The sequence below is a fragment of the Psychrobacillus sp. genome, from assembly GCF_056205495.1.
Window position 1 is genome coordinate 1 of sequence record NZ_JBAEAP010000046.1, and the last position, 17,453, is coordinate 17,453.

The following is a 17,453-nucleotide window of genomic DNA, read 5'->3' on the forward strand; positions in this document are numbered from 1 at the left end:
AGGGTACTATCGAAAAGTAGTCAAAGCTGCTTTATAAAGAAAAAGCTTGATTTCCAATTGGAAGTCAGGCTTTTTTTTATATAGAAGCTAGTGGGCCACTGTAAAATGCTTGGATGTTAACTATTGGCATAGTTTATTCTATTGACAATATGGAAAAAAGAATATAAACTTCTATCATATTAGCAATCTAGTGTGTGAAAGTGAGTGTGTAAAATGAATGCAGTACTAATTGCAGTTGCAGTTATGTTAGTTCTGAGTCTACTTCGTATAAATGTAGTATTCTCATTGATTATAGGTGCATTGGTAGGGGGCCTCACAGCAGGCTTATCGGTCGCAGAAACGATAGAAGCGTTTACGGGTGGATTAGGTGCTGGAGCTACAATAGCGCTTAGCTACGGGCTTTTAGGAGGCTTTGCGGTGGCTATCTCCAAGACAGGCATACCAGAGCTATTAGTAGCAGCTATTCTCAAGCTTGTAAGAAGAGAAGGAGATTCTCAGAAGACTGGTCTAGCTAAGACTTTAATATTCTTATTATTATTGATGATGGCTATATTCTCGCAAAATTTAATACCAATCCATATCGCATTTATCCCATTATTAGTTCCGCCAATTTTGCAAGTATTAAATATGCTTCAGATTGACCGTAGATTGATTGCAACTATTTTAGCGTTTGGATTGATTACACCATACATGTTGTTGCCATATGGTTTCGGTGCAATCTACCAAGAGATCGTAGCTACTCAGATGGGTCTATCTGGTCTAGCAATCAATTTAGATGATATTCCTCGTGCAATGGTAATACCGGCGCTAGGAATGGTGGCAGGACTAGTTATGGCGTTTGTATTATATAGAAAGCCAAGACAATACAAACAACAGGAAGTTGCTGTAGAGGAATTACAATTGAACGTTAAGAAGAGTAGTGTATTTTTCACTATTATTTCATTGATTGCTGCCTTGTATGTCCAGATTGAAACAGACTCAATGATAGCTGGGGCTTTAGCGGGTATTACTGTACTATATATCACAGGAGCTTTAAAGTGGAAGGAAGCTGACCTACTATTAACTGAAGGTATGAGAATGATGGCCTTTGTAGGTTTTGTTATGATTACAGCAAATGGGTTTGCTGCAGTTATTAGTGCAACGGGACACATAGAAAGTCTAGTAGAGACATCTGCACAACTTTTGGAAGGAAACGTAAGCTTGGCTGTTTTGATAATGCTAGTAATTGGTTTAGTCGTAACTTTAGGGATAGGATCTTCTTTTGCCACGATACCAATTATTGCTGCTATCTTTGTTCCCCTGGCATTAGAACTGGGGTTAAGTCCTTTAGCTACTATAGCGCTAATAGGAACAGCAGGTGCATTAGGTGACGCTGGATCACCAGCATCCGACTCTACGCTTGGACCAACTGCTGGATTAAATGTTGACGGACAGCATAATCATATATGGGATACAGTAGTGCCTACATTCATTTGCTACAATATCCCGCTAATCATTTTTGGTTGGTTTGGAATTGTATATATACTATAGAAGAGAGAGCTCCTAAGTGAGCTCTTTTTCTTTTGTTGAGAAGAGCTATCTGTATCTTTTATGGATGCTACTTGTGGTACAAGGGATGAAGGAATTTCTACCATTCATTTCATTTGTATTTTTAGTAATAATTTTATATACTAGAAAACGGCTAAAAAATGTATAGTTTAAATGAATATATATAAAGTTGAAGCATATAAAAAGAATTTGAGAAAAAGACTTGCATATTCTATTTTTATTAGATATAATGTTGAATGTTGGTCTTTGACTGCGATGAAACGAGAGGTTACCGACACACCCGGCCGCTTTGCCATGGCGAGTGTACGGAAAAATTTCGTGGAGAATGTCTAGAAAATAGGCGAAAAGGAGGGAAAATAATGGCAAAACAAAAAATTCGTATTCGTTTAAAAGCGTATGATCACAGAATCCTGGATCAATCTGCTGAGAAAATTGTAGAAACTGCTAAACGTTCAGGTGCAAGTGTATCGGGTCCGATTCCACTTCCGACTGAAAGATCTGTGTATACGATTCTTCGTGCTGTTCATAAGTATAAAGATTCTCGTGAGCAATTCGAAATGCGTACGCATAAACGTCTTATCGATATCGTTAACCCAACACCACAAACTGTTGATGCGTTAATGAAGCTTGACTTACCATCTGGCGTTGATATAGAAATCAAACTTTAATGGTAAAAGATAAAAAACAACAAATTATTATAGGAGGTGTGACGGATGACCAAAGGAATCTTAGGTAGAAAAATCGGTATGACGCAAGTATTTGCTGAGAACGGTGACTTAATCCCTGTAACAGTTATTGAAGCTACTCCAAACGTAGTACTTCAAAAGAAAACTGCTGAGACAGACGGATACGAAGCAATTCAGTTAGGTTTTGAAGATAAGCGCGAAAAGCTTTCTAACAAACCAGCTAAAGGACACGTAGCCAAAGCTAGCACCGCTCCTAAGCGCTTCATCCGCGAATTCCGCGGCTTGGATACAGCTAATTACGAGGTTGGTCAAGAAGTCAACGTAGAAAGTTTTGCAGAAGGCGATGTAATTGATGTAACAGGTATTACTAAAGGTAAAGGTTTCCAAGGTGTTATTAAACGCCACGGACAATCTCGTGGACCAATGGCCCATGGATCTCGTTACCACCGTCGTCCAGGTTCAATGGGGCCAGTTGCTCCGAACCGTGTATTCAAACAAAAAAAATTACCTGGTCAAATGGGTGGGCACACAGTAACAATCCAAAACTTACAAATCGTAAGAGTGGATGCTGGACGTAACCTACTATTAGTAAAAGGTAATGTTCCTGGTTCTCGTAAATCACTAGTAGTTGTTAAGGCTGCTATTAAATCGAAATAATTCTCTGAAGAAAGGAGGAAACAGGAATGACAAAGGTGTCTTTATTCAATCAAGCAGGATCTTCTGTTGGTGAAATCGAGTTAAACGATAAAGTTTTCGGAATTGAACCAAACGAATCTGTGCTATTTGAAGCTATCATTTCTCAACGTGCTTCACTACGTCAAGGTAATCATAAAGTGAAAAATCGTTCTGAAGTAGCTGGTGGTGGTCGTAAACCATGGAAGCAAAAAGGTACAGGTCGTGCTCGTCAAGGTTCGATCCGCTCTCCACAATGGCGTGGTGGTGGTACTGTATTTGGTCCAGTTCCACGTAGCTATAGCTATAAATTACCTAAGAAAGTACGTCGTCTAGCTCTTCTTTCAGCTCTTTCATCTAAAGTGCGTGAAGAAAGCATCGTAGTACTTGAAGGTTTAGCATTTGATGCTCCAAAAACAAAAGAATTCGTGAAAGTGTTATCTAACCTTTCAATCAATAAAAAAGCGTTAGTAGTAACTGCTGATCTAGATGAAAACGTAGCATTAGCTGCTCGTAACATCCCTGGAATCACAGTTGTGTCTGCAACAGGCATTAACGTTTTAGATTTAGTTGGTCACGATAAATTAGTGATGACTAAAGCTGCAGTACAAAAAGTAGAGGAGGTGCTTGGATAATGGAAGCACGTGATATTATTAAACGTCCGGTCATTACCGAGCGTTCTTCTGAAGTAATGGCAGATAAAAAGTACACTTTCGAAGTGGACACTCGCGCTAACAAAACTCAAGTTAAATATGCAGTAGAAGAAATCTTTGGAGTAGATGTTGAGAAAGTTAACATCATGAACTACAAAGGTAAATTCAAACGCGTAGGTAAATTTGGTGGTTATACTAACAAACGTCGTAAAGCGATTGTTACATTAACTCAAGACAGCAAAGAAATCGAGTTATTCGAAATTTAATCCTTATATAAGGAATTAATAATCAAGAAGGAGGGAATAAAATGGCGATTAGAAAGTATAAACCAACGACAAACGGACGTCGTAACATGACTTCACTTGATTACGCTGAAATCACAACGAACAAGCCTGAGAAATCACTACTTGCTCCTGTTAAGCGTAAAGGCGGCCGTAACAATCAAGGTAAAATTACTGTTCGTCATCATGGTGGTGGACACAAACGCCAATACCGCGTAATTGATTTCAAACGAAACAAAGACGGTATTCCAGCACGTGTTGCTACTATTGAATATGATCCAAACCGTTCTGCAAACATCGCATTAGTAAATTATGCTGATGGGGAAAAACGCTATATCCTAGCTCCTAAAGGCTTAGAAGTGGGAATGACAATCGTGTCAGGACCAGAAGCTGATATTAAAGCAGGTAATGCACTTCCATTGCAAAACATCCCAATGGGTACTACTATCCATAATATCGAAATGAAACCTGGTAAAGGTGGTCAGTTAGTTCGTTCTGCTGGTACATCTGCTCAATTACTAGGTAAAGAAGGTAAGTACGTTATCGTACGTTTACAATCTGGTGAAGTACGTTTAATCCTAGGAGTTTGCCGCGCTACTATCGGTGAAGTAGGAAACGAACAACACGAACTTGTAAACATCGGTAAAGCAGGTCGTAATCGTTGGTTAGGTAAACGCCCAACTGTACGTGGATCTGTAATGAACCCGAACGACCATCCACATGGTGGTGGTGAAGGACGTACTCCAATCGGACGTAAGTCTCCAATGTCTCCATGGGGTAAACCAACTCTTGGATACAAAACTCGTAGCAAGAAAAACAAATCCGACAAACTTATCATTCGTCGTCGTAAAAAATAAAGTGGTTTTACTACGGTTCAAAGAACGAGCCGTGGTGCAATCACGGAGGGAGGTTTCAGCATGGGTCATAGCTTGAAAAAAGGACCTTTCGCAGACGATCATTTATTGAAAAAGGTCGATGCACAAAAGGATTCTGAGAAAAAACAAGTGATTAAGACTTGGTCTCGCCGTTCAACAATTTTCCCAACTTTTATCGGGTTAACTATCGCTGTATATGACGGACGTAAACATGTTCCTGTATACGTGACTGAGGATATGGTAGGTCATAAACTAGGCGAGTTTGCACCAACACGCGCTTATAAAAGTCATGGTGCAGATGATAAGAAAACAAGACGCTAATTTGAGAGGAGGTCATTCAAATGTCACAAGCAAAAGCTATTGCTAAAACAGTGCGCATTGCTCCTCGTAAGGTAAGATTAGTCGTTGATTTAATCAGAGGTAAGCAAGTTGGCGAGGCAGTTGCAATTTTACAACTTACACCAAAAGCAGCATCACCTGTTGTTGAGAAAGTTTTAAAATCTGCTATTGCGAACGCAGAGCACAATTATGATTTAGATATTAACAACCTAGTTGTTTCTGAAGTATTTGTTGATGAAGGTCCAACACTAAAACGTTTCCGTCCACGTGCGATGGGTCGTGCAAGTGCTATCAACAAACGTACAAGCCACATTACGGTAGTGGTATCTGAGAAGAAGGAGGGATAATTCGTGGGTCAAAAAGTTCATCCAATAGGATTGCGAGTTGGGATCATTCGTGACTGGGAGTCAAGATGGTACGCTGGCAAAGACTATGCAAACTTACTTCATGAAGATTTAAAAATTCGTAAGTACATTGAAACTCGTTTAAAAGATGCTTCTGTTTCTACAGTAGAAATCGAGCGTGCTGCTAAACGTGTAAACATTACAATTCACACTGCGAAACCAGGAATGGTAATCGGTAAAGGTGGTACTGAAGTCGAAGCACTTCGTAAGCACTTAAACGATATCACTGGCAAGCGTGTACACATCAACATCGTCGAAATTAAAAGAGCTGACCTTGATGCTAAATTAGTAGCAGAAAGTATCGCACGTCAATTAGAAGGCCGCGTATCTTTCCGTCGTGCTCAAAAACAAGCAATTCAACGCACAATGCGTTCTGGCGCTAAAGGTATTAAAACTCAAGTATCTGGACGCTTAGGCGGAGCAGACATCGCGCGTGCTGAACATTACAGCGAAGGAACTGTACCACTTCATACACTACGTGCAGATATTGATTATGCACATGCTGAAGCTGACACAACTTATGGTAAGTTAGGCGTTAAAGTATGGATCTATCGTGGTGAAGTCCTTCCAGTTAAGAAGAACTCTGAGGAAGGAGGCAAATAATATGTTAATGCCTAAACGCGTTAAATATCGTCGCGAACACCGTGGGAAAATGCGTGGTGAAGCAAAAGGCGGTAAAGAAATAGCTTTCGGTGAATTTGGTTTACAAGCAACTGAAGCTAGCTGGATTACAAGTCGTCAAATTGAATCAGCTCGTATTGCTATGACACGTTACATGAAACGTGGCGGTAAAGTATGGATTAAAATATTCCCGCATAAACCTTATACGAAAAAGCCTCTTGAGGTTCGTATGGGATCCGGTAAAGGTGCTCCTGAAGGTTGGGTAGCAGTCGTTAAACCAGGGAAAATTATGTTTGAAATTGCTGGCGTATCTGAAGAGGTAGCTCGCGAAGCATTGCGCTTAGCGTCTCATAAGCTTCCTATTAAGTGTAAAATAGTTAAACGTCAAGAAATTGGTGGTGAATCTAATGAAAGCTAATCACATCCGTGAACTTACTACTGCAGAAATAGAACAAAAGGTAAAATCACTGAAAGAAGAGCTTTTCAACCTTCGCTTCCAATTGGCGACTGGTCAATTAGAAAACACAGCTCGCATTCGTGAAGTTCGTAAAGCGATTGCACGTATGAAAACTGTAATTCGCGAAAGAGAAATCAGTGCAAACAACTGATAAAGGAGGTTTTCAGGCATGACTGAGCGTAATCAACGCAAAGTATACACTGGCCGTGTAGTTTCTGACAAAATGGATAAAACAATCACTGTTTTAGTTGAAACACATAAAAAACATAAATTATACGGTAAACGTGTTAAATATTCTAAGAAATTTAAGGCTCATGATGAGCAAAACGTAGCCCAAATCGGCGATATCGTCCGTATTATGGAAACTCGTCCGCTATCAGCTACAAAACGTTTCCGTTTATTGGAAGTTGTAGAAAAAGCGGTTATTATCTAATAATAAATTCGGAACTACTAATTTCCGGAGGGAGGTAACCTAAGTGATCCAACAAGAAACCCGTATGAAAGTTGCAGACAACTCAGGTGCACGTGAAGTTTTAACAATAAAAGTACTTGGTGGTACTGGACGTAAAACTGCTAATATCGGCGATATCGTCGTATGTACAGTTAAGAAAGCAACACCAGGTGGCGTTGTCAAGAAGGGTGACGTAGTTAAAGCTGTTATCGTTCGCACTAAAAGCGGCGTACGCCGTAAAGACGGAACTTATATCAAATTTGATGAAAACGCGTGCGTTATTATCAAAGACGATAAAGGACCGCGTGGAACTCGTATTTTCGGACCTGTTGCGCGTGAACTACGTGACAGCAACTTCATGAAAATCGTATCTTTAGCTCCAGAAGTTCTTTAATTATCATGAAAGTGCCAATCAAGGAGGTGCGACAGAATGCATGTTAAAAAAGGCGACAAAGTAATGGTGATCTCAGGTAAAGACAAAGGGAAAACAGGTGTTATCCTAACTGCTTACCCGAAGAAAGACCGTGTTTTAGTTGAAGGTGTAAACATCATCAAAAAACACATTAAGCCCAACCAAGCTAATCCGCAAGGAGGAATTGTAAGCCAAGAGGCTGCAATTCACGTATCGAATGTTATGTTAATCGACCCTAAAACTGGCGAGCCGACTCGCGTAGGTTATAAAGTAGAAGATGGCAAAAAAGTTCGTGTTGCGAAAAAATCTGGTGAAATTATTAAATAAGTAAAGAGAAAGGAGGTACACACATGAACCGCCTAAAAGAAAAGTATCTTAAGGAAGTTTCTCCTGCTCTAATGAGCAAGTTTGAATATAGTTCAGTAATGCAAGTTCCTCAAGTTGATAAAATTGTTATCAACATGGGTGTGGGTGATGCTGTATCTAATACAAAAGCACTTGATGCTGCTGTTGAAGAATTACAAATTATTTCAGGTCAAAAACCTGTAGTTACGAAAGCTAAAAAATCGATCGCTGGATTCCGTCTACGTGAAGGTATGCCAATCGGTGCAAAAGTTACTCTACGTGGTGAGCGTATGTACGACTTTTTGGATAAATTAATCTCTATCTCACTTCCTCGTGTACGTGACTTCCGCGGTGTTTCTAAAAAAGCATTCGACGGTCGCGGTAACTACACTCTAGGAGTAAAAGAGCAATTAATCTTCCCTGAAATCGATTATGATAAAGTTTCGAAAGTACGCGGTATGGACATCGTAATTGTAACAACTGCGAACTCTGACGAAGAAGCTCGTGAGTTATTAACACAGTTCGGTATGCCATTCCAAAAGTAAAATAAGGGAGGCGAAAACGTGGCTAAAAAATCAATGATCGTTAAACAACAACGTACGTCAAAGTTCAAAGTGCAAGAGTACACACGCTGCGAGCGTTGTGGTCGTCCGCACTCTGTATATCGTAAATTTAAGCTTTGCCGTATTTGTTTCCGTGAACTTGCATACAAGGGACAAATTCCTGGCGTTAAAAAAGCAAGCTGGTAATCCCCTATAACTGGGAAGGAGGTAAATGTAATGACAATGTCAGATCCAATTGCAGATATGCTAACACGCATTCGTAATGCTAACATGGTTCGTCACGAGAAATTAGAAGTTCCTGCTTCAAACATGAAAAAGGAAATCGCTGAAATTCTAAAACGCGAAGGTTTCGTACGTGATGTTGAATATGTAGAAGATAGCAAACAAGGAATCATCCGCATCTTCTTAAAATATGGTCAAAATGACGAGCGCGTTATTACTGGTTTGAAACGTATTTCAAAACCTGGTCTACGCGTTTACGCTAAAACAAATGAAGTACCTAGAGTATTGAACGGTTTAGGAATTGCTTTAGTTTCTACTTCAAATGGTTTATTAACAGATAAAGAAGCTCGCGCTAAACAAGTTGGCGGAGAAATCGTAGCTTACGTTTGGTAATAATCAACAAACGAATGGAGGTGCAACAAAATGTCTCGAGTAGGTAAAAAACCAATAGAGGTTCCTGCTAACGTTACAGTTACAGTTAACGCTGATAACTCTGTGATCGTTAAAGGACCAAAAGGTGAATTAACAAATTCTTTTAACCAAGATATCAAGATTGAACAAGAAGGTAATGTGATTACTTTAGTTCGTCCTTCAGATTCTAAAGAACACCGTACAATCCATGGCACAACTCGTGCTTTATTAGCAAACATGATTACTGGTGTTTCTGAAGGATTTGCACGTGGACTTGAATTAGTTGGGGTTGGTTACCGTGCACAATTACAAGGTAAGAAACTTGTACTTAACGTAGGGTACTCTCATCCAGTTGAATTCACTCCTGAAGATGGACTTGAAGTTGAAGTTCCTTCTAATACAAAAATTATCGTTCGCGGTATTAACAAAGAACGCGTTGGTGCATTAGCATCTAACATCCGTCAAGTTCGCCCACCTGAGCCTTACAAAGGTAAAGGTATTCGCTATGAAGGTGAAGTTGTACGCCGCAAAGAAGGTAAAACAGGTAAATAATGCATTGCGCATTAGAAAGGAGTGACTACTGTGATTACGAAACAAGACAAAAATCAAGTTCGTAAGAAACGTCATGCACGTGTTCGTACAAAAATCACGGGTACTACTGAACGTCCTCGTTTAAATGTATTCCGTTCTAATAAACACTTATACGCTCAACTTATCGATGATACACAAGGTGTAACAATCGTAAGTGCATCAACTATGGACAAAGATTTCAATGGAACAGCTGGAAACATTGAAGCTGCTAAATTGATCGGTGAAACAATCGCTAAACGCGCTACTGAAAAGAACATTAAATCTGTTGTATTCGACCGTGGCGGTTACTTATATCATGGACGTGTTAAAGCTTTAGCTGAAGCTGCACGTGAAAACGGCTTAGAATTTTAAGAAGAAGGAGGGACATATTTCATGCGTGGTATTGACCCAAACAAACTTGAACTTGAAGAACGCGTAGTAACAATTAATCGTGTTGCTAAAGTTGTAAAAGGTGGACGTCGTTTCCGCTTTACTGCATTAGTAGTAGTTGGAGACAAAAACGGACATGTAGGATTTGGTACTGGGAAAGCTCAAGAGGTTCCTGATGCTATCCGTAAAGCAGTTGAAGATGCGAAGAAAAATCTAATCGAAGTACCAAGAGTTGGCGGAACTACTCCTCACCAAGTAATTGGTCGCTTTGGAGCTGGATCTATTCTAGTTAAACCAGCAGCACCAGGTACTGGAGTTATCGCTGGAGGACCGGTTCGTGCGGTTCTTGAGTTAGCTGGTATTACTGATATTCTATCGAAATCACTTGGATCTAACACACCAATTAACATGGTTCGTGCTACAGTACAAGGTTTAAATCAACTAAAACGTGCTGAGGACGTTGCTAAATTACGTGGTAAATCAGTAGAAGAACTGTTAGGATAAGGGGGGAAATTACAATGGCAACTAAATTAGAAATCACCCTTACTAAAAGCTTGATTGGTACTAAACCAAATCAACGCAAAACAGCAGAAGCTCTTGGATTACGTAAACTTCATCAAACAGTTGAGCACCAAGACAACGCCGCTATCCGCGGAATGGTTGGCAAAGTAGCTCACTTAGTAACTTTGAAAGAAATTTAAGGTTTATTTTAAGAATAAGGAGGTGCCACCATATGAAACTTCATGAGTTAAAACCAGCAGAAGGATCTCGTTCTACACGTAACCGCGTAGGTCGTGGTATCGGTTCTGGTAACGGTAAAACTGCAGGTAGAGGTCATAAAGGTCAAAATTCTCGTTCAGGCGGAGGAGTACGTCCAGGATTTGAAGGGGGTCAAAACCCTTTATTCCGTCGTTTACCAAAACGTGGATTTACTAACATCAACCGTAAAGAATATGCAATTGTAAACCTTGACACATTAAATCGTTTCGAAGAAGGCACAGAAGTTACACCTGCTCTATTAATAGAAACAGGTGTTGTGAGTAATGAAAAGTCTGGTATTAAGATCTTAGGTAATGGAACTCTTGAGAAGAAACTATCAGTAAAAGCTCACAAATTCTCTGCAACAGCAAAAGAAGCAATAGAGAATGCTGGCGGACAAACAGAGGTGGTTTAATGTTTCAGACAATCTCCAACTTTATGCGTGTGAGAGATATTCGAAATAAAATCATTTTTACATTATTGATGCTAATCGTGTTTCGTATTGGGACATTTGTTCCAGTACCTCACGTTAATGCAGATGTACTAAAGCAAACAGATGAACTAGGTTTAATCGGTTTCTTAAATACATTCGGTGGTGGAGCTCTTGCTAACTTTTCTATTTTAGCAATGGGTATCATGCCATACATTACAGCATCAATCATCGTTCAGTTGTTACAAATGGACGTTGTTCCGAAGTTTACTGAGTGGGCAAAACAAGGAGAAGTCGGAAGACGGAAACTTGCTCAATTCACTCGATACTTCACAATTGTGTTAGCTTTTATCCAAGCGATCGCCATGTCATATGGTTTCAACCAAATGTATAGTGGTTCTTTGATAAAAGACGATGGTATTCTAACGTATCTAACTATTGCAGTTGTATTAACTGCCGGTACTGCATTCTTAATGTGGTTAGGTGAACAAATCACTGCTTCAGGCGTTGGTAATGGTATTTCTGTCATTATCTTTGCAGGTATCGTTGCTGCTATCCCTAACGGAGTTAACCAATTGTATGCTCAACAAATCCAAGATGCTGGTGATGCATTATTCATCAACATCGTGATTATCATCTTGCTTTTATTGGCAATCATTGCTGTTACAGTAGGAGTTATTTATATTCAACAAGCGTTGCGTAAAATTCCTATTCAATATGCAAAACGTGTTGCTGGTTCTTCACAAACTGGAGGCCAACAAACACATTTACCTTTAAAAGTTAACGCTGCGGGAGTTATCCCAGTAATCTTTGCATCTGCGTTCCTTATGGCTCCGCAGTCTATAATTTTGTTCTTTGGTGAAAACTCAACAACAGAATTTATTAGAAACACGCTAGATTACACACAGCCAGTTGGTATGATCATCTATGTTGCTTTGATAGCTGCCTTTACTTATTTCTACGCATTCATTCAGGTGAATCCGGAAAATGTAGCAGATAACTTGAAAAAGCAAGGTGCGTATATTCCAGGGATTCGTCCAGGAATAAATACACAAGATTACTTAACAAGCGTTTTATACCGTTTAACTTTTGTCGGTGCTATTTTCTTAGCAGTAATCTCTATTATGCCTCTATTATTTGTAAAGTTTGCTGGTTTACCACAATCTATACAAATTGGCGGAACAAGCCTGCTAATCATTGTTGGGGTAGCCCTTGAAACAATGAAACAATTAGAATCCCAATTAGTTAAACGTCACTATAAAGGCTTTATGAAATAATGTCGGTTTTTAGGAACGGTAAGAGTTCCTAAAAATCAACAAATAGTCCTGGGGGGCATTTTCGTATGAATATCGTTTTAATGGGTCTGCCTGGTGCTGGTAAAGGCACTCAAGCAGATAAAATTGTTGAGAAGTACGCAATCCCCCATATTTCTACAGGCGACATGTTTCGTGCAGCTATTAAAGAAGGCACGGAGCTTGGTTTAAAAGCAAAATCGTTTATGGATCAAGGTGCATTAGTACCCGATGAAGTTACGATTGGTATTGTTCGTGAAAGATTAAGTAAACCAGATTGCGATCAAGGATTCCTATTAGATGGCTTCCCGCGTACGGTTCCTCAAGCTGAAGCATTAGATGCTTTACTTTCGGATCTAGGGAAATCTATTGAGCATGTGCTTAATATTCAAGTAGAACAAGAAGAATTGATTAAACGTCTAACAGGTCGTCGTATTTGTAAAGAGTGCGGCACTGCTTATCATCTACTGTTCAACCCACCTGCTAAGGAGGGTGTTTGTGACAAAGATGGAGGAGAGCTTTATCAACGTGCGGACGATAATCCCGAAACGGTGACGAACCGTCTGGAAGTAAATATGAAGCAAACACAACCTTTGCTTGATTTTTATGAGAACAAAGGTGTTTTAAGTAATTTAGATGGCCAGCAGGATATTAAAGTAGTATTTGCTGACATCGATGCTCTGTTACAGGGCAACCGCATCTAAAGCCCGGTGCCCGTCGCAGACGACTGAATATCCGGGTAGTATGCAAAGAACGTAAACGTTTTTTTCGAGAGCTGCAAAAGCATATTGCGCCCGGTATACGAACTGGATGATATTAAAATGTGTTAACAGCGAGGACCCCCTAGTCCACGTGCATTTTGATTTCTGAAAGGGTATAATGGGTTTCGTGGAAAGCATTAATCGAACGGGTACTATGGAACTCATCCAACACATTCGTACGAACATGTTGACATGAGGGAGACAGGTTTCTACCAGTCAGTCTACTCGGTGGATTGCGTTAAACGAAACCTTACGAGTGTCTTTCGAACATCTCTCATGATTTCCAAACATATGCTTAAAACGAATAGTTTCGTTTATTTTGAGGCTATACTACAGCAAATTACGTTTGATTATTGTTGAGAACCTGATTTGTATATAGAAGGGAGACAGGGTTGATGGCGAAAGATGATGTAATTGAAGTCGAAGGAACAGTTGTTGAGACTTTGCCAAACGCGATGTTTAAGGTAGAATTAGAAAACGGTCATACGATACTTGCGCATGTATCGGGTAAAATTCGTATGCACTTTATCCGCATTTTACCTGGAGATAAAGTCACAATTGAACTTTCTCCTTACGATTTAACTCGCGGTCGTATCACGTACCGTTTTAAATAAATCTTTTGCACTCCGGACTACTAAGGAGGTTGGGTTAGATGAAAGTGAGACCATCTGTGAAGCCGATCTGCGAAAAATGTAAAGTAATTCGCCGACGCGGTAAAGTAATGGTAATCTGTGAAAATCCTAAACACAAACAAAGACAAGGATAATAAGAAGGAGGTGCACGACACATATGGCACGTATTGCTGGTGTTGACATTCCACGCGATAAACGCGTTGTTATTGCATTAACATATATTTTCGGAATCGGTAAAACTACGTCACAAAAAGTATTAGCGGAAGCTGGGATCTCTGAAGAGACTCGCGTTCGTGATTTAACTGAAGACGAGCTTAACAAAATCCGTGAACAAATCGGTGTATACAAAGTAGAAGGTGACCTTCGTCGTGAAGTATCACTAAACATTAAACGTCTGATGGAAATCGGTTCATTCCGAGGAATCCGTCATCGTCGCGGCTTACCAGTACGCGGACAAAACACGAAGAACAACGCTCGTACTCGTAAAGGTCCACGTAAAACAGTAGCTAACAAGAAAAAATAATCGGTAAAGGAGGTTTCTTCTTAACATGGCACGTAAACAACAAACACGTAAGCGTCGTGTGAAAAAGAATATCGAATCCGGTATTGCTCACATTCGCTCAACATTTAACAACACTATTGTGACTATAACAGACATGCAAGGTAATGCAATTTCTTGGTCAAGTGCTGGAGCTCTTGGATTCAGAGGTTCTCGTAAATCTACTCCATTCGCTGCACAAATGGCTGCTGAAACTGCTGCTAAAACTTCAATGGAACATGGTTTAAAAACTTTAGAAGTAACTGTTAAAGGTCCTGGTGCTGGTCGTGAAGCGGCAATCCGCGCACTACAAGCTGCAGGTCTAGAAGTTACAGCAATTAAAGACGTAACACCAGTACCACATAATGGTTGCCGTCCACCAAAACGTCGTCGCGTTTAATAGGTGATCCTCAATATGTTTGAGAACATCATTTATTGTACAGACTGAGGTTGTGCAACACAGCAATCAGTTAAACGATCGAATTCATGATGGAAAGAACCTATACATTCGATGTTTTGAGGGAGGGTAAATTGGAATGATCGAAATTGAAAAACCAAAGATTGAAAGTGTAGAAATCAGCGAAAGTGCCAAATTTGGTAAATTTGTTGTAGAACCGCTTGAACGTGGCTATGGAAATACTTTGGGTAATTCTTTACGTCGTATCCTTCTGTCTTCTTTACCAGGAGCTGCAGTTACTTCTATTCAAATCGATGGCGTTTTACACGAGTTTTCAACTATTGAAGGCGTAGTGGAAGATGTAGCATCTATTATTATGAATGTGAAAAAGCTAGCTCTTAAAATCTACTCTGATGAAGAAAAAGTCATAGAGATAGATGTTAAAGGAGAAGGAACGATTACAGCAGCTGACATTACTCATGACAGCGACGTGGAGATTTTAAATCCTGAGCTTTATATTGCTACAATCGGCAAAAATGGTCATTTCCGTATGCGTATGTACGCAGGGAGAGGCCGTGGCTACACTCCTGCTGATCAAAACAAACGTGAGGATCTTCCTATCGGCGTAATCCCGATCGACTCTATTTATACTCCAGTTTCACGCGTTAATTTTCAAGTGGAAAACACTCGTGTTGGGCAAATGTCTAACTACGATAAATTAACTCTTGATGTGTGGACAGATGGCAGCACCGGTCCAAAAGAGGCGATTTCTCTTGGAGCAAAAATACTAACAGAGCACTTGAACATTTTTGTAGGGATGACAGATGAGGCACAAACTGCTGAAATCATGGTCGAAAAAGAAGAAGATCAAAAAGAAAAAGTTTTAGAGATGACTATTGAAGAACTTGATCTTTCTGTTCGTTCTTATAACTGCTTGAAGCGCGCAGGTATTAATACAGTACTTGAGCTAGCTAGCAAGTCAGAAGACGACATGATGAAAGTAAGAAACCTTGGACGTAAATCTTTAGAAGAAGTAAGAGCTAAGTTAGATGAGCTTGGCTTAGGATTACGTAAAGAAGACTAAGCGAATTTTGATATAGCTAGATATGAATATTCACCAAAGGAGGGAAACATCCATGGGTTACAGAAAACTTGGACGTACAAGTTCTCAACGTAAAGCGATGTTACGTGACTTAACGACTGATCTAATTATTCATGAGCGTCTTCAAACAACTGAAGCACGTGCAAAAGAATTACGTTCTGTTGTTGAAAAAATGATCACTTTAGGTAAACGCGGAGACTTGCATGCTCGTCGTCAAGCAGCTGCTTATATTCGTCGTGAAGTAGTTACTACTACAAACGAAGAAGGCGAAGAATCAACAACTTTTGCTTTGCAAAAATTGTTTGATGATGTTGCACCACGTTATGCAGATCGCCAAGGCGGTTACACTCGTATTATGAAAGTTGGACCTCGTCGCGGAGACGGAGCACCAGTTGTAGTAATTGAGTTAGTTTAATTTAATGGATCAGTCGTTTGATCGATTGCTAAATTAAAATCCAAAGCTGAAGAGGGATGTTGGTGTTGCTACCACCCTCTTCTTTTTTCAAACAGATTTATACGACATTATAAAAGCAGAGTGTTATGATGAGCGGACTTTCATTAGTGGCGTCTCGTCTAGCTCTACGCACCTCATTTTCTGACTGGTCTTGAGCAACCAGTCAAGAAATAAGTTATAGAAGAGCGCATTTCTCCAAATGAGGTGCGCGCTTTTTTAATTTGTCCATAAAATTTGTTAGGATAGAGTTAAGCCGAGCAGAGTTTAGTTAAGGGAGGTTAAGTGGTTGAAAAAAGAAATTATATCCTTACAGAATGTAACCTTTACATATGCTGAAGAGGAGTCTATTATACGGCCAGCTATACATAATGTATCATTTTCTATTAAGGAAGGTGAATGGGTCGCCATTGTAGGTCATAATGGTTCTGGTAAATCGACGTTAGCCCGACTAATGAATGGTCTTCTATTTCCTCAGGAGGGAACAGTACGTGTTTTTGGTGACTCCTTGTCACAAGACAATCTTTGGGAAACAAGATCGAAAATGGGGATGGTTTTTCAAAATCCTGATAACCAATTCGTCGGAGCTACTGTTCAGGATGATGTAGCATTTGCCCTTGAGAATAATGGAATCCCCTTTGAGGAAATGGTAGAACGAGTTAGACATTCGCTAGCAAAGGTCAATATGCAAGATTTTATGAATAGCGAACCTCATCATCTATCCGGCGGTCAGAAGCAAAGAGTGGCGATAGCAGGCGCTATTGCGATGCAACCTCGAATCTTACTGTTAGACGAAGCAACCTCTATGTTAGACCCGCAAGGAAAGGAAGAGGTGCTAACTACTGTCAGACAGTTAAGAGAAGAAACAGATTTAACCGTTATCTCCATCACCCATGATTTAGAGGAAACATTGCTTGCGGATAGAGTAATAATGATGAACCAAGGGGAAAAGTATGTGGAGGATACTCCTAAAGGGATTTTTGAACGCGGCCAAGAATTGGTGGATTTAGGTTTAGATTTACCTTTCGCCATGAAAATGTCCAAGCTCCTAAAAGCTGAAGGGATATCCCTAACTGCAGAACATATGACAGAAGAAGAGTTGGTGAATGATTTATGGACATCATACTTCAACAAGTAAGCTACGCCTATGCTAAAGATACACCCTTTGAAAAGAGAAAGTCGGAGGCCAAG

At 39.9% G+C, this 17,453-nt stretch carries 31 protein-coding genes; all 31 read left to right on the forward strand.

Going from position 1 to position 17,453, the window contains the following annotated elements; translation table 11 throughout:
• Window positions 1-213: 213 nt before the first annotated feature.
• The 31 genes from AC06OU_RS01500 to AC06OU_RS01650 all read left to right on the forward strand — a co-directional run bounded on the left by AC06OU_RS01500 (window position 214) and on the right by AC06OU_RS01650 (window position 17,400).
• Window positions 214-1,530, forward strand: a complete 1,317-nt coding sequence (locus AC06OU_RS01500; RefSeq protein WP_475853549.1) for a Na+/H+ antiporter family protein — start codon at window positions 214-216, stop codon at window positions 1,528-1,530.
• Window positions 1,531-1,907: 377 nt separating this feature from the next.
• Entirely contained in the window at window positions 1,908-2,216 is a 309-nt protein-coding gene (rpsJ, locus tag AC06OU_RS01505) for a 30S ribosomal protein S10 (RefSeq protein ID WP_042478628.1), read from the forward strand.
• 45 nt (window positions 2,217-2,261) lie between these two features.
• Window positions 2,262-2,891 (forward strand): 50S ribosomal protein L3, encoded by a 630-nt coding sequence (gene rplC, locus AC06OU_RS01510; protein WP_475853550.1) that lies wholly within the window; start codon window positions 2,262-2,264, stop codon window positions 2,889-2,891.
• Between the two features lie 26 nt (window positions 2,892-2,917).
• The gene (gene rplD / locus AC06OU_RS01515; protein WP_475853551.1) at window positions 2,918-3,541 is read left to right on the forward strand and encodes a 50S ribosomal protein L4; all 624 of its coding nucleotides are present in this window, start codon (window positions 2,918-2,920) and stop codon (window positions 3,539-3,541) included.
• Window positions 3,541-3,825: a 50S ribosomal protein L23 gene (rplW, locus tag AC06OU_RS01520; protein ID WP_144512677.1), complete on the forward strand. Its 285-nt coding sequence runs from the start codon at window positions 3,541-3,543 to the stop codon at window positions 3,823-3,825. The genes rplD and rplW overlap by 1 nt, the downstream gene beginning before the upstream one ends.
• A 41-nt stretch (window positions 3,826-3,866) precedes the next feature.
• Complete coding sequence (gene rplB, locus AC06OU_RS01525) at window positions 3,867-4,697, forward strand: 50S ribosomal protein L2 (RefSeq protein ID WP_169359362.1); 831 nt, start codon at window positions 3,867-3,869, stop codon at window positions 4,695-4,697.
• Between the two features lie 60 nt (window positions 4,698-4,757).
• Window positions 4,758-5,036 carry a 30S ribosomal protein S19 gene (rpsS, locus tag AC06OU_RS01530; RefSeq protein ID WP_475853552.1) on the forward strand — a complete coding sequence of 93 codons (279 nt, stop codon included), beginning with the start codon at window positions 4,758-4,760 and terminating at the stop codon, window positions 5,034-5,036.
• Between the two features lie 20 nt (window positions 5,037-5,056).
• Complete coding sequence (rplV, locus tag AC06OU_RS01535) at window positions 5,057-5,401, forward strand: 50S ribosomal protein L22 (RefSeq protein ID WP_144540983.1); 345 nt, start codon at window positions 5,057-5,059, stop codon at window positions 5,399-5,401.
• Window positions 5,402-5,404: 3 nt separating this feature from the next.
• Window positions 5,405-6,061 (forward strand): 30S ribosomal protein S3, encoded by a 657-nt coding sequence (gene rpsC, locus AC06OU_RS01540; protein ID WP_169359361.1) that lies wholly within the window; start codon window positions 5,405-5,407, stop codon window positions 6,059-6,061.
• Window position 6,062: 1 nt separating this feature from the next.
• Window positions 6,063-6,497, forward strand: a complete 435-nt coding sequence (gene rplP, locus AC06OU_RS01545; RefSeq protein ID WP_144540987.1) for a 50S ribosomal protein L16 — start codon at window positions 6,063-6,065, stop codon at window positions 6,495-6,497.
• The gene (rpmC, locus tag AC06OU_RS01550) at window positions 6,487-6,687 is read left to right on the forward strand and encodes a 50S ribosomal protein L29 (RefSeq protein ID WP_475853553.1); all 201 of its coding nucleotides are present in this window, start codon (window positions 6,487-6,489) and stop codon (window positions 6,685-6,687) included. The genes rplP and rpmC overlap by 11 nt, the downstream gene beginning before the upstream one ends.
• Window positions 6,688-6,705: 18 nt before the next feature.
• Window positions 6,706-6,969 carry a 30S ribosomal protein S17 gene (rpsQ, locus tag AC06OU_RS01555; RefSeq protein WP_169359360.1) on the forward strand — a complete coding sequence of 88 codons (264 nt, stop codon included), beginning with the start codon at window positions 6,706-6,708 and terminating at the stop codon, window positions 6,967-6,969.
• 43 nt (window positions 6,970-7,012) lie between these two features.
• Entirely contained in the window at window positions 7,013-7,381 is a 369-nt protein-coding gene (rplN, locus tag AC06OU_RS01560; RefSeq protein ID WP_053591327.1) for a 50S ribosomal protein L14, read from the forward strand.
• A gap of 36 nt (window positions 7,382-7,417) precedes the next feature.
• Window positions 7,418-7,726, forward strand: coding sequence for a 50S ribosomal protein L24 (gene rplX, locus AC06OU_RS01565; RefSeq protein WP_169359359.1), 309 nt, complete (start codon window positions 7,418-7,420; stop codon window positions 7,724-7,726).
• A 23-nt stretch (window positions 7,727-7,749) separates the two neighbouring features.
• Complete coding sequence (rplE, locus tag AC06OU_RS01570) at window positions 7,750-8,289, forward strand: 50S ribosomal protein L5 (RefSeq protein ID WP_169359358.1); 540 nt, start codon at window positions 7,750-7,752, stop codon at window positions 8,287-8,289.
• 18 nt (window positions 8,290-8,307) lie between these two features.
• Window positions 8,308-8,493 carry a 30S ribosomal protein S14 gene (rpsN, locus tag AC06OU_RS01575; protein ID WP_169359357.1) on the forward strand — a complete coding sequence of 62 codons (186 nt, stop codon included), beginning with the start codon at window positions 8,308-8,310 and terminating at the stop codon, window positions 8,491-8,493.
• A gap of 30 nt (window positions 8,494-8,523) precedes the next feature.
• Window positions 8,524-8,922 carry a 30S ribosomal protein S8 gene (gene rpsH / locus AC06OU_RS01580; protein ID WP_169359356.1) on the forward strand — a complete coding sequence of 133 codons (399 nt, stop codon included), beginning with the start codon at window positions 8,524-8,526 and terminating at the stop codon, window positions 8,920-8,922.
• Between the two features lie 30 nt (window positions 8,923-8,952).
• The gene (rplF, locus tag AC06OU_RS01585; RefSeq protein WP_298472514.1) at window positions 8,953-9,492 is read left to right on the forward strand and encodes a 50S ribosomal protein L6; all 540 of its coding nucleotides are present in this window, start codon (window positions 8,953-8,955) and stop codon (window positions 9,490-9,492) included.
• Window positions 9,493-9,522: 30 nt separating this feature from the next.
• Window positions 9,523-9,882, forward strand: a complete 360-nt coding sequence (gene rplR / locus AC06OU_RS01590; protein ID WP_475853554.1) for a 50S ribosomal protein L18 — start codon at window positions 9,523-9,525, stop codon at window positions 9,880-9,882.
• A 21-nt stretch (window positions 9,883-9,903) separates the two neighbouring features.
• On the forward strand, window positions 9,904-10,404 hold the full coding sequence (gene rpsE, locus AC06OU_RS01595; protein ID WP_144541001.1) for a 30S ribosomal protein S5: 501 nt from the start codon (window positions 9,904-9,906) through the stop codon (window positions 10,402-10,404).
• 14 nt (window positions 10,405-10,418) lie between these two features.
• Complete coding sequence (gene rpmD / locus AC06OU_RS01600) at window positions 10,419-10,601, forward strand: 50S ribosomal protein L30 (protein WP_142538201.1); 183 nt, start codon at window positions 10,419-10,421, stop codon at window positions 10,599-10,601.
• Between the two features lie 32 nt (window positions 10,602-10,633).
• Window positions 10,634-11,074 (forward strand): 50S ribosomal protein L15, encoded by a 441-nt coding sequence (rplO, locus tag AC06OU_RS01605; protein ID WP_169359353.1) that lies wholly within the window; start codon window positions 10,634-10,636, stop codon window positions 11,072-11,074.
• Window positions 11,074-12,366: a preprotein translocase subunit SecY gene (gene secY, locus AC06OU_RS01610; RefSeq protein WP_475853555.1), complete on the forward strand. Its 1,293-nt coding sequence runs from the start codon at window positions 11,074-11,076 to the stop codon at window positions 12,364-12,366. The genes rplO and secY overlap by 1 nt, the downstream gene beginning before the upstream one ends.
• 65 nt (window positions 12,367-12,431) lie before the next feature.
• Window positions 12,432-13,085 (forward strand): adenylate kinase, encoded by a 654-nt coding sequence (locus AC06OU_RS01615; protein WP_169359351.1) that lies wholly within the window; start codon window positions 12,432-12,434, stop codon window positions 13,083-13,085.
• 452 nt (window positions 13,086-13,537) lie between these two features.
• Window positions 13,538-13,756, forward strand: coding sequence for a translation initiation factor IF-1 (infA, locus tag AC06OU_RS01620; RefSeq protein ID WP_016429904.1), 219 nt, complete (start codon window positions 13,538-13,540; stop codon window positions 13,754-13,756).
• Between the two features lie 38 nt (window positions 13,757-13,794).
• On the forward strand, window positions 13,795-13,908 hold the full coding sequence (gene rpmJ / locus AC06OU_RS01625; RefSeq protein ID WP_003247619.1) for a 50S ribosomal protein L36: 114 nt from the start codon (window positions 13,795-13,797) through the stop codon (window positions 13,906-13,908).
• Between the two features lie 23 nt (window positions 13,909-13,931).
• Window positions 13,932-14,297: a 30S ribosomal protein S13 gene (gene rpsM, locus AC06OU_RS01630; protein ID WP_090567879.1), complete on the forward strand. Its 366-nt coding sequence runs from the start codon at window positions 13,932-13,934 to the stop codon at window positions 14,295-14,297.
• A 25-nt stretch (window positions 14,298-14,322) separates the two neighbouring features.
• A complete protein-coding gene (gene rpsK / locus AC06OU_RS01635; protein ID WP_169359350.1) occupies window positions 14,323-14,712 on the forward strand; it encodes a 30S ribosomal protein S11 in 390 nt (129 codons plus the stop codon).
• A 136-nt stretch (window positions 14,713-14,848) separates the two neighbouring features.
• Window positions 14,849-15,793 carry a DNA-directed RNA polymerase subunit alpha gene (locus AC06OU_RS01640; RefSeq protein ID WP_169359349.1) on the forward strand — a complete coding sequence of 315 codons (945 nt, stop codon included), beginning with the start codon at window positions 14,849-14,851 and terminating at the stop codon, window positions 15,791-15,793.
• Window positions 15,794-15,845: 52 nt separating this feature from the next.
• Window positions 15,846-16,226 carry a 50S ribosomal protein L17 gene (gene rplQ, locus AC06OU_RS01645; protein ID WP_169359348.1) on the forward strand — a complete coding sequence of 127 codons (381 nt, stop codon included), beginning with the start codon at window positions 15,846-15,848 and terminating at the stop codon, window positions 16,224-16,226.
• 325 nt (window positions 16,227-16,551) lie between these two features.
• On the forward strand, window positions 16,552-17,400 hold the full coding sequence (locus AC06OU_RS01650) for an energy-coupling factor ABC transporter ATP-binding protein (RefSeq protein ID WP_169359347.1): 849 nt from the start codon (window positions 16,552-16,554) through the stop codon (window positions 17,398-17,400).
• Window positions 17,401-17,453 lie beyond the last annotated feature (53 nt).

Excerpts from the sequence above, each read along its gene's own strand:
- AC06OU_RS01500 (WP_475853549.1), top strand. The coding sequence starts at position 214 with ATGAATGCAGTACTAATTGCAGTTGCAGTTATGTTAGTTCTGAGTCTA.
- rpsJ (WP_042478628.1), top strand. The coding sequence starts at position 1,908 with ATGGCAAAACAAAAAATTCGTATTCGTTTAAAAGCGTATGATCACAGA.
- rplC (WP_475853550.1), top strand. The coding sequence starts at position 2,262 with ATGACCAAAGGAATCTTAGGTAGAAAAATCGGTATGACGCAAGTATTT.
- rplD (WP_475853551.1), top strand. The coding sequence starts at position 2,918 with ATGACAAAGGTGTCTTTATTCAATCAAGCAGGATCTTCTGTTGGTGAA.
- rplW (WP_144512677.1), top strand. The coding sequence starts at position 3,541 with ATGGAAGCACGTGATATTATTAAACGTCCGGTCATTACCGAGCGTTCT.
- rplB (WP_169359362.1), top strand. The coding sequence starts at position 3,867 with ATGGCGATTAGAAAGTATAAACCAACGACAAACGGACGTCGTAACATG.
- rpsS (WP_475853552.1), top strand. The coding sequence starts at position 4,758 with ATGGGTCATAGCTTGAAAAAAGGACCTTTCGCAGACGATCATTTATTG.
- rplV (WP_144540983.1), top strand. The coding sequence starts at position 5,057 with ATGTCACAAGCAAAAGCTATTGCTAAAACAGTGCGCATTGCTCCTCGT.
- rplP (WP_144540987.1), top strand. The coding sequence starts at position 6,063 with ATGTTAATGCCTAAACGCGTTAAATATCGTCGCGAACACCGTGGGAAA.
- rpmC (WP_475853553.1), top strand. The coding sequence starts at position 6,487 with ATGAAAGCTAATCACATCCGTGAACTTACTACTGCAGAAATAGAACAA.
- rpsQ (WP_169359360.1), top strand. The coding sequence starts at position 6,706 with ATGACTGAGCGTAATCAACGCAAAGTATACACTGGCCGTGTAGTTTCT.
- rplX (WP_169359359.1), top strand. The coding sequence starts at position 7,418 with ATGCATGTTAAAAAAGGCGACAAAGTAATGGTGATCTCAGGTAAAGAC.
- rplE (WP_169359358.1), top strand. The coding sequence starts at position 7,750 with ATGAACCGCCTAAAAGAAAAGTATCTTAAGGAAGTTTCTCCTGCTCTA.
- rpsH (WP_169359356.1), top strand. The coding sequence starts at position 8,524 with ATGACAATGTCAGATCCAATTGCAGATATGCTAACACGCATTCGTAAT.
- rplF (WP_298472514.1), top strand. The coding sequence starts at position 8,953 with ATGTCTCGAGTAGGTAAAAAACCAATAGAGGTTCCTGCTAACGTTACA.
- rpsE (WP_144541001.1), top strand. The coding sequence starts at position 9,904 with ATGCGTGGTATTGACCCAAACAAACTTGAACTTGAAGAACGCGTAGTA.
- rpmD (WP_142538201.1), top strand. The coding sequence starts at position 10,419 with ATGGCAACTAAATTAGAAATCACCCTTACTAAAAGCTTGATTGGTACT.
- rplO (WP_169359353.1), top strand. The coding sequence starts at position 10,634 with ATGAAACTTCATGAGTTAAAACCAGCAGAAGGATCTCGTTCTACACGT.
- secY (WP_475853555.1), top strand. The coding sequence starts at position 11,074 with ATGTTTCAGACAATCTCCAACTTTATGCGTGTGAGAGATATTCGAAAT.
- AC06OU_RS01615 (WP_169359351.1), top strand. The coding sequence starts at position 12,432 with ATGAATATCGTTTTAATGGGTCTGCCTGGTGCTGGTAAAGGCACTCAA.
- infA (WP_016429904.1), top strand. The coding sequence starts at position 13,538 with ATGGCGAAAGATGATGTAATTGAAGTCGAAGGAACAGTTGTTGAGACT.
- rpmJ (WP_003247619.1), top strand. The coding sequence starts at position 13,795 with ATGAAAGTGAGACCATCTGTGAAGCCGATCTGCGAAAAATGTAAAGTA.
- rpsM (WP_090567879.1), top strand. The coding sequence starts at position 13,932 with ATGGCACGTATTGCTGGTGTTGACATTCCACGCGATAAACGCGTTGTT.
- rpsK (WP_169359350.1), top strand. The coding sequence starts at position 14,323 with ATGGCACGTAAACAACAAACACGTAAGCGTCGTGTGAAAAAGAATATC.
- AC06OU_RS01640 (WP_169359349.1), top strand. The coding sequence starts at position 14,849 with ATGATCGAAATTGAAAAACCAAAGATTGAAAGTGTAGAAATCAGCGAA.
- rplQ (WP_169359348.1), top strand. The coding sequence starts at position 15,846 with ATGGGTTACAGAAAACTTGGACGTACAAGTTCTCAACGTAAAGCGATG.